Source organism: Escherichia coli DSM 30083 = JCM 1649 = ATCC 11775, from assembly GCF_003697165.2.
Lineage (GTDB): Bacteria > Pseudomonadota > Gammaproteobacteria > Enterobacterales > Enterobacteriaceae > Escherichia > Escherichia coli.
In genome coordinates this window covers 4,244,414-4,256,092 of sequence record NZ_CP033092.2, presented here as the reverse complement: position 1 = coordinate 4,256,092, position 11,679 = coordinate 4,244,414, and the positions used below count along the sequence as shown (strand labels likewise).

Sequence of the window (11,679 nt, the reverse complement as noted above, 5' to 3'; positions counted from 1 at the left end):
TTTGATTTTTTTAGATGATATTTGAAATAGCCAGGAAATACTATGCCGGATAGCGCGAGCATCTCCACGCTATCCGGTACAAGCGACAGATTACAGGAACGACTTGAACGGCAGATCTGGTTCAATAGTGAAGCAATCATCGAAACCACGCGGATAGTGGTACTCGAAGTTGTCTTTATCCAGCGGCCAGGTAAATTTGCCGCCGACCTGCCAGATAAACGGCTTGAAGCCATACTTCAGGCGATCTTTTTTCATCTCCCACAGCACGCGGATCTCTTGCGGATCGGCCTGGAAGTTTGACCAGATATCGTGGTGGAACGGGATCACTACTTTCGCATTCAGCGCTTCGCCCATACGCAAGATATCAGCACTGGTCATTTTGTCGGTAATACCGCGTGGGTTTTCGCCGTATGAACCTAAAGCCACGTCGATCTGATGCTCATTACCATGTTTTGCATAGTAGTTAGAGTAGTGGGAGTCGCCGCTGTGATACAGGGTACCGCCTGGGGTTTTGAACAGATAGTTCACCGCGCGATCGTCCATGCCGTCCGGCAGTACGCCAGCCGCTTTTTGATCGGCAGGCAGGGTGATCAGTGCCGTACGGTCGAAAGCATCAAGTGCATGAATTTCAATGTCTTTTACCTTCACTACGTCGCCCGGTTTAACGACGATGCAACGCTCTTTCGGTACGCCCCAGCCAATCCACAAATCAACGCAAGTTTTCGGTCCAATGAACGGTACGTCATCAGCACAGTTCTGCATCACGGCAGCAGCGACGTTAACGTCGATATGATCGTTGTGATCGTGAGTCGCCAGTACCGCGTCGATCTGGCGAATCGCAAACGGATCAAGAACAAACGGGGTGGTGCGCAGGTTTGGCTGCAGTTTTTTCACGCCAGCCATGCGCTGCATCTGGTGACCCTGTTTCATTAACGGGTTACCGTGGCTTTGTTTGCCAGTACCGCACCAAAAATCAACACAAACGTTGGCACCGCCTTCTGATTTCAACCAGATCCCGGTACAGCCGAGCCACCACATTGCGAAAGTGCCAGGTGCGACCTGCTCTTGCTCAATTTCTTCATTCAGCCAGCTACCCCACTCCGGGAAAGTGCTCAGGATCCAGGACTCACGGGTGATACTTTTCACTTTACTCATCGCCATTTACCTTCGTGATAGTTCAATTCGAATCAATATGTGATTGGTTTTGATTAATCCTGACACTATTTTTTCAGGAAGGCAATGACCATTTTTTGACTTTTTAGCAGGAGAGTTATTGTGGATTTTGAGTGTGGAAAGATTAAATTGAATGTGTAATGCAATTAACTAAATGAATTTAAATGAATAAATATTTCATTATGTGAATCCCATTCTGTTTATATGGAATTATTTGCGTGCGACGTCACATTTAATCATAAATAATCTTGTTGTGATTACTTTTGAAAATTAGAGTGAGAGCACAACATTCCGGGTGTGCGAAATACCCGGTTACCTCTTCTTCAGGAGATCGTTATGGAGATCCTCTACAACATCTTTACCGTGTTTTTTAACCAGGTCATGACCAATGCCCCGTTGTTGCTGGGTATTGTGACCTGTCTGGGTTACATCCTACTGCGCAAAAGTGTCAGCGTTATTATTAAAGGTACGATTAAAACCATAATTGGTTTCATGTTGTTGCAGGCAGGGTCCGGCATCCTGACCAGCACCTTCAAACCGGTGGTGGCGAAAATGTCCGAAGTCTACGGCATTAACGGCGCAATTTCCGATACTTACGCGTCGATGATGGCAACCATTGAACGCATGGGCGATGCCTATAGCTGGGTGGGTTACGCGGTGTTGTTAGCGCTGGCGCTGAACATCTGTTACGTGCTGCTGCGCCGAATTACCGGTATTCGCACCATCATGCTGACTGGTCACATCATGTTCCAGCAGGCGGGGCTGATTGCCGTTACGCTGTTTATCTTCGGCTACTCCATGTGGACGACCATTATCTGCACCGCGATTCTGGTTTCGCTCTACTGGGGCATTACCTCCAACATGATGTACAAGCCGACACAGGAAGTCACCGACGGCTGTGGTTTCTCCATTGGTCACCAGCAGCAGTTCGCATCATGGATTGCTTATAAAGTCGCACCGTTCCTCGGCAAAAAAGAGGAAAGCGTTGAAGACCTCAAACTGCCTGGCTGGCTGAATATTTTCCACGACAACATCGTCTCCACGGCGATTGTCATGACTATCTTCTTTGGTGCCATTCTGCTCTCCTTTGGTATCGACACCGTGCAGGCGATGGCAGGCAAAGTGAACTGGACGGTGTACATCCTGCAAACCGGTTTCTCCTTTGCGGTGGCGATTTTCATCATCACTCAGGGCGTGCGCATGTTTGTGGCGGAGCTCTCTGAAGCATTCAACGGTATCTCCCAGCGCCTGATCCCGGGTGCGGTTCTGGCGATTGACTGTGCGGCTATTTATAGCTTCGCGCCGAACGCCGTGGTCTGGGGTTTTATGTGGGGCACCATCGGGCAACTGATTGCGGTTGGCATCCTGGTCGCCTGTGGCTCTTCAATCCTGATTATTCCAGGCTTTATCCCGATGTTCTTCTCCAACGCCACTATCGGCGTGTTCGCTAACCACTTCGGCGGCTGGCGCGCGGCGCTGAAGATTTGCCTGGTGATGGGGATGATCGAAATCTTTGGTTGCGTCTGGGCGGTGAAACTCACCGGTATGAGCGCCTGGATGGGCATGGCGGACTGGTCGATTCTGGCACCGCCGATGATGCAGGGCTTCTTCTCCATCGGTATCGCCTTTATGGCCGTCATCATTGTCATTGCACTGGCTTATATGTTCTTCGCTGGCCGCGCACTGCGTGCAGAAGAAGATGCAGAAAAACAACTGGCAGAACAATCTGCTTAATAAGGAGTTTTGATTATGACCGTACGTATTCTGGCTGTGTGTGGTAACGGACAAGGCAGTTCCATGATCATGAAAATGAAAGTGGACCAGTTTTTAACCCAGTCGAACATCGACCACACGGTAAACAGCTGCGCGGTTGGCGAATACAAAAGCGAGTTGAGCGGTGCGGATATCATCATCGCTTCTACCCATATTGCGGGCGAAATCACCGTGACCGGCAACAAATATGTGGTTGGCGTGCGCAACATGCTCTCTCCTGCTGATTTTGGCCCGAAACTGCTGGAAGTGATCAAAGAGCATTTCCCGCAGGACGTGAAGTAAGGACGCGCCATGAAATTACGTGATTCGCTGGCTGAAAATAAATCTATCCGCCTGCAAGCGGAAGCAGAGACATGGCAGGACGCAGTGAAAATCGGCGTTGATCTGCTGGTAGCGGCAGATGTGGTAGAGCCGCGTTACTACCAGGCGATTCTGGATGCGGTTGAACAGCACGGCCCGTACTTTGTGCTCGCACCCGGCCTGGCAATGCCGCACGGACGCCCGGAAGAGGGGGTTAAGAAAACTGGTTTTGCGCTGGTGACGCTGAAAAAGCCGCTGGAGTTCAACCACGAAGATAACGATCCGGTGGATATCCTCATCACCATGGCGGCGGTTGATGCCAACACTCACCAGGAAGTGGGCATCATGCAGATCGTCAACCTGTTTGAAGATGAAGAGAATTTCGACCGTTTACGTGCCTGCCGTACCGAGCAGGAAGTACTGGATCTCATTGACCGCACCAACGCGGCAGCTTAAGAAGGAATTGAACATGTCATTACCGATGTTGCAAGTCGCGCTGGACAACCAGACTATGGATAGCGCCTACGAAACCACTCGCCTGATTGCCGAAGAAGTCGACATTATCGAAGTGGGCACCATTCTTTGCGTAGGCGAAGGCGTGCGTGCGGTTCGTGACCTGAAAGCGCTGTACCCGCACAAAATCGTACTGGCTGACGCCAAAATTGCCGATGCAGGCAAAATCCTTTCTCGCATGTGCTTCGAAGCCAACGCTGACTGGGTGACCGTAATTTGCTGTGCGGATATCAACACCGCCAAAGGCGCGCTGGACGTGGCAAAAGAGTTTAATGGCGACGTGCAGATCGAATTGACCGGCTACTGGACCTGGGAACAGGCGCAGCAGTGGCGCGACGCAGGCATTGGGCAGGTGGTTTATCACCGCAGCCGTGACGCGCAGGCCGCAGGCGTGGCATGGGGCGAAGCGGACATTACCGCGATCAAACGTCTTTCCGATATGGGCTTCAAAGTCACCGTCACCGGTGGTCTGGCGCTGGAAGATCTGCCGTTGTTTAAAGGCATTCCGATTCATGTGTTTATCGCTGGTCGCAGCATTCGTGATGCCGCTTCTCCGGTGGAGGCCGCACGTCAGTTCAAACGTTCCATCGCTGAACTGTGGGGCTAAGGAGCGGATATGTTGTCCAAACAAATCCCGCTTGGCATCTACGAAAAAGCGCTCCCCGCTGGGGAGTGCTGGCTGGAACGACTGCAACTGGCAAAAACGTTAGGCTTCGATTTTGTCGAGATGTCAGTAGATGAAACGGACGATCGCCTTTCGCGCCTCGACTGGAGCCGCGAGCAGCGTCTGGCACTGGTGAATGCGATTGTTGAAACCGGCGTGCGCGTACCGTCCATGTGCCTTTCTGCTCATCGTCGTTTCCCGCTGGGAAGCGAAGATGACGCGGTGCGGGCCCAGGGGCTGGAGATTATGCGTAAAGCTATCCAGTTCGCCCAGGACGTCGGTATTCGCGTGATCCAACTGGCGGGCTATGACGTTTACTATCAGGAAGCCAATAACGAAACGCGTCGTCGTTTTCGTGACGGCCTGAAAGAGAGCGTTGAGATGGCGAGCCGCGCGCAGGTCACACTGGCGATGGAGATCATGGATTACCCATTGATGAACTCCATCAGCAAGGCGCTGGGCTACGCACACTATTTCAACAATCCGTGGTTCCAGCTCTACCCGGATATCGGCAACCTGTCGGCGTGGGACAACGACGTGCAGATGGAGTTGCAGGCCGGAATCGGGCATATCGTCGCGGTACATGTGAAAGACACCAAACCTGGCGTCTTCAAAAACGTGCCGTTTGGCGAAGGCGTAGTGGATTTCGAACGTTGCTTCGAAACGCTCAAACAGAGTGGCTATTGCGGGCCGTACCTGATTGAGATGTGGAGCGAAACGGCGGAAGACCCGGCGGCAGAAGTAGCGAAAGCGCGTGATTGGGTGAAAGCGCGCATGGCCAAAGCAGGCATGGTGGAGGCGGCATAATGCAAAAGCTGAAACAGCAGGTGTTTGAGGCCAACATGGAGCTGCCGCGTTACGGGTTGGTGACCTTTACCTGGGGCAACGTCAGCGCTATTGACCGTGAACGCGGGCTGGTGGTGATCAAGCCCAGCGGTGTCGCCTACGAAACCATGAAAGCGGACGATATGGTAGTGGTCGATATGAGCGGCAACGTGGTGGAAGGGGAGTATCGTCCGTCTTCCGACACTGCGACGCATCTCGAACTCTACCGTCGTTATCCGTCGCTTGGCGGCATTGTCCATACCCACTCCACTCATGCCACCGCGTGGGCGCAGGCGGGGCTGGCGATCCCAGCGTTAGGCACCACGCACGCCGATTACTTCTTTGGCGATATCCCGTGTACGCGTGGATTAAGCAAAGAAGAGGTGCAGGGTGAGTACGAACTGAATACCGGCAAAGTGATTATCGAAACGCTGGGTGACGCCGAGCCGCTGCATACGCCGGGAATTGTGGTGTATCAGCACGGACCGTTCGCCTGGGGGAAAGATGCCCACGATGCGGTGCATAACGCGGTGGTGATGGAAGAAGTGGCGAAAATGGCGTGGATTGCGCGTAGTATTAACCCACAACTGAATCACATCGACAGCTTCCTGATGAATAAACACTTCATGCGTAAGCACGGTCCCAACGCTTATTACGGGCAGAAGTAAAACACGCGCTGCGGAAATTTCCTTCTTCGGGAGATAACTGGTCTAATTCCGCAGCCGTTTTTCAAAAAAAGCCCCCTGCGAAGGGGGCAAAGCAAACTATGGCAATGTTTCGTTGGTTATACCTGGTGCTAGCGATAAATATCCGCGCTGGCGTGCATATTGCCGTTACTCCCCGGTTCCCGCATCAGAATCACATGGTAGTACGTTGCGCCTTGCGCATCTGTCTCTTCATTTAATGCCTGACGTGCTTCACTCTCAGTGGCGAAGTTATGATTGATATAAATCACGCCTAAGCTTTGCACATCGTCCATATTTCTGGCCTGGTGGTTATTAATTTCAATGGCTGCCCATGTATTTGCACTTAGCAAAAGCACAGCCAGAAGGGCTAAAACGCGACTGAACATAGATACCTCCTCGACGGCTGACTTTGTGTGCTCTCCTCTTGTGGTGATCTTCTGATTTAATTTTAATCAATGATAAAGAAGTTGATGGTGACCATTTCTGATGCAGTTGTTCAAAAAAACACCATGACGAAGTGTGATGAACTCCAAATCAGCGGTTTAGAGGTTATTTGCGAAAGGGGAGATTTATTTCGGCTCTGCCCTTGAGTTTAGCGGGGTATGTCAGTACTATAACGCGTCATTTTTCAGCCGACCTTTAACACGTTCCTTGCCTCCCCGGGATTCGGCTGACCCAGACAGGAGGCTGAATAATCCGTAAGGAGCAATTCGATGCGTCATTACGAAATCGTTTTTATGGTCCATCCTGACCAGAGCGAACAGGTTCCGGGCATGATCGAGCGCTACACTGCTGCCATCACTGGTGCAGAAGGCAAGATCCACCGTCTGGAAGACTGGGGCCGCCGTCAGCTGGCTTACCCGATCAACAAACTGCACAAAGCACACTACGTTCTGATGAACGTTGAAGCTCCGCAGGAAGTGATCGATGAGCTGGAAACTACCTTCCGCTTCAACGATGCCGTTATCCGCAGCATGGTTATGCGTACCAAGCACGCTGTTACCGAAGCATCTCCGATGGTTAAAGCGAAAGACGAGCGCCGTGAGCGTCGCGATGATTTCGCAAACGAAACCGCTGATGATGCTGAAGCTGGGGATTCTGAAGAGTAATTTCTGATGACCAACCGTCTGGTGTTGTCCGGCACCGTGTGCAGGACTCCCCTTCGAAAGGTCAGTCCATCAGGAATTCCTCACTGCCAGTTCGTGCTTGAGCATCGTTCTGTGCAGGAGGAAGCCGGCTTTCACCGGCAGGCGTGGTGCCAAATGCCCGTTATTGTTAGCGGACACGAAAACCAGGCCATTACTCACAGTATAACGGTCGGCAGTCGCATAACCGTTCAGGGGTTCATTTCATGCCATAAGGCAAAGAACGGACTGAGCAAAATGGTTTTGCATGCCGAGCAGATTGAATTGATAGATTCTGGAGACTAGCCATATGGCACGTTATTTCCGTCGTCGCAAGTTCTGCCGTTTCACCGCGGAAGGCGTTCAAGAGATCGACTATAAAGATATCGCTACGCTGAAAAACTACATCACCGAAAGCGGTAAGATTGTCCCAAGCCGTATCACCGGTACCCGTGCAAAATACCAGCGTCAGCTGGCTCGCGCTATCAAACGCGCTCGCTACCTGTCCCTGCTGCCGTACACTGATCGCCATCAGTAATCGGTCACGGTCCATTAATACGACTTTGAGAGGATAAGGTAATGCAAGTTATTCTGCTTGATAAAGTAGCAAACCTGGGTAGCCTGGGTGATCAGGTAAACGTTAAAGCGGGCTATGCTCGTAACTTCCTGGTACCGCAGGGTAAAGCTGTTCCAGCTACCAAGAAAAACATTGAATTCTTCGAAGCACGTCGCGCTGAACTGGAAGCTAAACTGGCTGAAGTTCTGGCAGCAGCTAATGCTCGCGCTGAGAAAATCAATGCACTGGAAACTGTTACCATCGCGTCTAAAGCTGGCGACGAAGGTAAACTGTTCGGTTCCATCGGTACTCGCGACATCGCTGACGCTGTAACTGCAGCTGGCGTTGAAGTGGCTAAGAGCGAAGTTCGTCTGCCGAACGGCGTTCTGCGTACCACTGGCGAACACGAAGTGAGCTTCCAGGTTCACAGCGAAGTATTCGCGAAAGTGATCGTAAACGTAGTAGCTGAATAATTCGTTATTCAACGAGACGTAAAAACGCCGACCAGTGGTCGGCGTTTTGCTTTTAAGCGATAAAAACCGCAGAAATAGACGTTCCCTCCATAAATCTCTTGCTATTCCTTTTATAAAAAGTTCGCAGTACCCATACCTGGCCCCCAGCCTCGCCGCTGGTAGTTCGTGTCATGTTTTTTACGCGTAAAACACGACAAAAGCATCAATACAGCGATCGTCTCCCTTGTATGATAATAAAAACAATATGTTATATATGAATGCGCTGTTATTTTATTGTTTTTATATATAAAAGGATAAAATATCATCACTTTCGTAATCTTGAACGCTTTGCAGGTGCGTTCAATCCAATAAATGCTAATATTATGGCTATCATAGCCATAAAAAGATAAAATATTATCACTATGGGTAAAAAAACAGCACCGTTACTCCCTTATACGAATCAGATGCTTAGTGAATTTGGTGAGCGGCTGAAACTTGCTCGTTTACGACGCAGGCTTACCGCAAAGCAAGTTGCTGAACGTGCTGGGATGTCGCCAATAACATTGCGCTCTCTGGAGTCAGGAAGTGCAGGGGTCACGATAGGGGCATATTTGTCTGTGATGCAGGTTTTGGGCCTGGAAACGGATTTAAATAAGCTTGCAGCTGAAGACGACTTAGGGCGTCAGCTCCAGGATTCCCGTTTGATTAAAAAAAGAGGGCTTTCTCGTTCATCAGGTAAAAATGAAGAAGGTATTCAGACAGACCCTTTTCAAACGAGGTATGAGAAAGAAGGTTTACTCACCACGGATTTAACAGCACTGGCAGAAGGCTCAACGCCATCTATTACAGGAGAAACATCAACCTCTCTTGCAGCACTATTAAAACCGATAAAAAAACCGTTAAAAGGAAATTAATTATGGCATTAATCGGAGTGTATGCGGATTGGGAAGGCCTGGATGGTCCGGAGCGGATTGGTTATTTACACAGTCGCCGCACTCGGACGCGTGAGATATTTGAGTTTGAGTACGATAAAAAGGCGCTTGCAGATCCTTCACTTAATTTCATTCAGTTAGATCCTGAAATAATGTTGTATGAGGGAGCACAGTACCCAATTCCTCCAAAGGATAAATTTGGTGCATTTAGTGATTCCTGCCCGGATCGTTGGGGGCGTATGCTAATGAAGCGTCGTTTTGAGAGGGATATTCGAGACGGGTTATGTGATAAAGACTCCCACCTTTATGAGTCTGATTATCTACTAGGTGTTCATGATCTTTATCGGGTTGGGGCTCTTCGATACAAACGTGAAGACGCTGGAGAGTTTCTTGATAATCGCATTGATGTTGCAGCCCCACCATTTACCGAAATAGCGAGTCTGGAAAGGGCTAGCCGGGCAATTGAAGAAGATCCTGATAATAAAGAGCTAATGGGGCAAAAATGGTTAAGAATGCTAATCGCTCCGGGGGGATCATTAGGGGGGGCACGTCCGAAAGCCAGTGTTGTTGATGAAGCTGGGCATCTCTACATCGCTAAATTTCCCAGTGTAAAAGATGAGTATGATGTTGGTGGATGGGAAATGGTCGTTAATGCACTTGCTGTTGGCTGTGGACTGAATGTTGCACCTGCTCAGGCGCATAAATTTGCCAGCAATTACCATTGTTTTATGGTTCGTCGTTTTGACCGCACTAATGCGGGAAGGCGTCTGCATTTTGCTTCGGCTATGACACTAACCAGGCATCAGGATGGTGAAGATGCCTCTACAGGTGTGAGTTATCTGGAATTAGCAGATGTTCTTATCAGGCATGGCGCGCAGACTAATACTGATCTTAAGGAACTCTGGTCCAGGATTGTTTTTAATATTCTTGTTTCTAATACCGATGACCATTTACGTAATCATGGATATATCTTGATACCGGGAAAAGGTTGGCGGCTTTCTGAGGCATATGATTTGAATCCTGTTGCCAGGTCTGACGGTCTAAAACTCAATATTACAGAAAATGATAATGCACTTGATTTGGAATTAGCTCGAGAAGTTGCGGAGTATTTTCGACTTGGTTTGACAGAAGCAGATGACATTATTGCTAATTTTAGAGGGATTGTCAGTCAGTGGCGAATCATTGCCGAGCGTCTTCGATTACCTGGTCGTGAGCAAGAGTTAATGGCAGAGGCGTTCAGGGGGGCAATTTAGAATAGTTATTTTGATATATTCGCTAAATCATAAATTTGCGAAGCAATGCCAGTAGATACTGAACGTTTTGGAAGAGACGTTTAATTTATGAGAAAAATAGAAACGCTACAAAGCTAAATTATAGCGTTTCTATGTAAAATAATTAGCTTGTCGCTAACTGTACTTGTGGTTCTTCGTCTTTAACTTTGATAAGCATCCACAGCGCAATGGCGCCAATAATGTCAAAGAAAGCCAGGGCAATAAAGAACGGCGCGAAGCCAATAATGTGAACGAATGCCCCGATAAACAGGTTGAAAATCAACTGACCGCTCCATGCACAGGCTCCTGCCATACCCACAGCGGTAGCTACTTCGTCTTTTTTGAATAGGTCACCGCCCAGAGTTGCTGCAACAGTAGAAAGACATTGATGCGAGAATGCGCCAATGCTAATCAGTAATACGGCGATGTAGGGATTTTCGACAATACTCACCAGACCAATCGTCATCATAATGACGGCTGCAATAGTGAAGGTAATTCTTCGTGAGTTAATTAAACTCACGCCGCGATCGTGGAAGAACTTCGCGACAAAACCACTGGCTAAACAGCCGAGATCGCCCAGCAGGAAAGGCAGCCAGACGAACATGGCAATTTCTTTCAGGCTAAAATGCAGCGTTTCGACGAAGAAAATCGGTACCCAGAAGTTAATGGTTCCCCATGCCGGGTCAGCGAGAAAACGCGCGATGCCAATCCCCCAGAAATTACGTTGGCTGAGGATATGCTTGATTGACGTTTTTTCTTTCTTATCTGTTTTAAGATGCTGTTCTTGCCCAGATTCAATATAGTGGCGCTCTTCATCAGAAAGGCGTTTAGCATCTTTTGGATCTTTATAACAAAAGAACCAAAATAAAGCCGCGAGTAAAGCAAGGCTACCTGAGACAATAAACGCAAATTGCCAGCTATGAAACATAATGCACCAGGCAATCAACGGTGGAGCAAGCATCGCGCCGAGTGAGGTGCCCATATTGAAAACACCTGTCGCCACGCCACGCTCTTTTGCCGGGAACCATGTTGATGCGGTTTTTACACCCGCAGGAATTGCCGATGCTTCGCTGAAACCCATCAGGGCGCGCATAAATGCCAGACCTGACCATGTTCCTGTCAAGGCATGCCCCATTGTCGCCAGGCCCCAGATTGCGGCACATATCGCAAAACTTAACTTCAGACCCACGGTATCAATAAAGAAGCCCATTATCGGTTGCCCCAATGTATAGGCCAACTGGAATGCACTGACAATCCATGAATATTGTTCTTTGGTTATTCCTGTTGTCTCCATAATCGTTGGAGCCGCAATACCTAACGCCGTTCTGTCCAGATAATTGATTACAGTGATAAAGCATACGAGGGCAATCATATGCCATCGATAATTCTTTATTTTATTCATTTTTAAAC

General features: G+C 49.2%; 15 protein-coding genes. 12 read left to right on the top strand and 3 right to left on the bottom strand.

Features of this window, described 5'->3' with window-relative positions:
- Positions 1-90: 90 nt before the first annotated feature.
- Positions 91-1,155 (bottom strand): L-ascorbate 6-phosphate lactonase, encoded by a 1,065-nt coding sequence (gene ulaG / locus EAS44_RS21905; RefSeq protein WP_001350385.1) that lies wholly within the window; start codon positions 1,153-1,155, stop codon positions 91-93.
- A gap of 354 nt (positions 1,156-1,509) precedes the next feature.
- On the opposite strand from ulaG, the gene ulaA reads away from it, so the two are divergent.
- From ulaA to ulaF, 6 genes are read left to right on the top strand one after another with little or no spacing between them, the layout of a single operon-like run.
- Positions 1,510-2,907: a PTS ascorbate transporter subunit IIC gene (gene ulaA, locus EAS44_RS21900; RefSeq protein WP_000404886.1), complete on the top strand. Its 1,398-nt coding sequence runs from the start codon at positions 1,510-1,512 to the stop codon at positions 2,905-2,907.
- A gap of 15 nt (positions 2,908-2,922) precedes the next feature.
- Entirely contained in the window at positions 2,923-3,228 is a 306-nt protein-coding gene (gene ulaB, locus EAS44_RS21895) for a PTS ascorbate transporter subunit IIB (protein WP_000218362.1), read from the top strand.
- Between the two features lie 9 nt (positions 3,229-3,237).
- The gene (gene ulaC / locus EAS44_RS21890) at positions 3,238-3,702 is read left to right on the top strand and encodes a PTS ascorbate transporter subunit IIA (protein WP_000776505.1); all 465 of its coding nucleotides are present in this window, start codon (positions 3,238-3,240) and stop codon (positions 3,700-3,702) included.
- Between the two features lie 13 nt (positions 3,703-3,715).
- Complete coding sequence (ulaD, locus tag EAS44_RS21885) at positions 3,716-4,366, top strand: 3-keto-L-gulonate-6-phosphate decarboxylase UlaD (protein WP_000056749.1); 651 nt, start codon at positions 3,716-3,718, stop codon at positions 4,364-4,366.
- A 9-nt stretch (positions 4,367-4,375) separates the two neighbouring features.
- Positions 4,376-5,230, top strand: coding sequence for an L-ribulose-5-phosphate 3-epimerase UlaE (gene ulaE, locus EAS44_RS21880; protein WP_000949496.1), 855 nt, complete (start codon positions 4,376-4,378; stop codon positions 5,228-5,230).
- A complete protein-coding gene (gene ulaF, locus EAS44_RS21875; protein ID WP_001170855.1) occupies positions 5,230-5,916 on the top strand; it encodes an L-ribulose-5-phosphate 4-epimerase UlaF in 687 nt (228 codons plus the stop codon). Before ulaE ends, ulaF begins: the two co-directional genes overlap by 1 nt.
- Positions 5,917-6,044: 128 nt before the next feature.
- Here the strand turns inward: ulaF and yjfY are convergent, their stop codons facing one another.
- On the bottom strand, positions 6,045-6,320 hold the full coding sequence (gene yjfY, locus EAS44_RS21870; protein WP_000492914.1) for a DUF1471 family protein YjfY: 276 nt from the start codon (positions 6,318-6,320) through the stop codon (positions 6,045-6,047).
- A gap of 327 nt (positions 6,321-6,647) precedes the next feature.
- On the opposite strand from yjfY, the gene rpsF reads away from it, so the two are divergent.
- The 6 genes from rpsF to EAS44_RS21835 all read left to right on the top strand — a co-directional run bounded on the left by rpsF (position 6,648) and on the right by EAS44_RS21835 (position 10,251).
- On the top strand, positions 6,648-7,043 hold the full coding sequence (gene rpsF / locus EAS44_RS21865; RefSeq protein WP_001216676.1) for a 30S ribosomal protein S6: 396 nt from the start codon (positions 6,648-6,650) through the stop codon (positions 7,041-7,043).
- A 6-nt stretch (positions 7,044-7,049) separates the two neighbouring features.
- A complete protein-coding gene (priB, locus tag EAS44_RS21860; RefSeq protein ID WP_001296681.1) occupies positions 7,050-7,364 on the top strand; it encodes a primosomal replication protein N in 315 nt (104 codons plus the stop codon).
- A 4-nt stretch (positions 7,365-7,368) separates the two neighbouring features.
- Positions 7,369-7,596, top strand: coding sequence for a 30S ribosomal protein S18 (rpsR, locus tag EAS44_RS21855; protein ID WP_000135199.1), 228 nt, complete (start codon positions 7,369-7,371; stop codon positions 7,594-7,596).
- 41 nt (positions 7,597-7,637) lie between these two features.
- Positions 7,638-8,087, top strand: a complete 450-nt coding sequence (gene rplI / locus EAS44_RS21850) for a 50S ribosomal protein L9 (protein WP_001196062.1) — start codon at positions 7,638-7,640, stop codon at positions 8,085-8,087.
- Positions 8,088-8,488: 401 nt separating this feature from the next.
- Complete coding sequence (locus EAS44_RS21840; protein WP_000516892.1) at positions 8,489-8,980, top strand: helix-turn-helix domain-containing protein; 492 nt, start codon at positions 8,489-8,491, stop codon at positions 8,978-8,980.
- Between the two features lie 2 nt (positions 8,981-8,982).
- Positions 8,983-10,251: a type II toxin-antitoxin system HipA family toxin gene (locus EAS44_RS21835; protein ID WP_001173915.1), complete on the top strand. Its 1,269-nt coding sequence runs from the start codon at positions 8,983-8,985 to the stop codon at positions 10,249-10,251.
- Between the two features lie 142 nt (positions 10,252-10,393).
- On the opposite strand, the gene EAS44_RS21830 is transcribed toward EAS44_RS21835, so the two are convergent.
- Entirely contained in the window at positions 10,394-11,671 is a 1,278-nt protein-coding gene (locus EAS44_RS21830; RefSeq protein ID WP_001033605.1) for an MFS transporter, read from the bottom strand.
- Between the last annotated feature and the right edge of the window lie 8 nt (positions 11,672-11,679).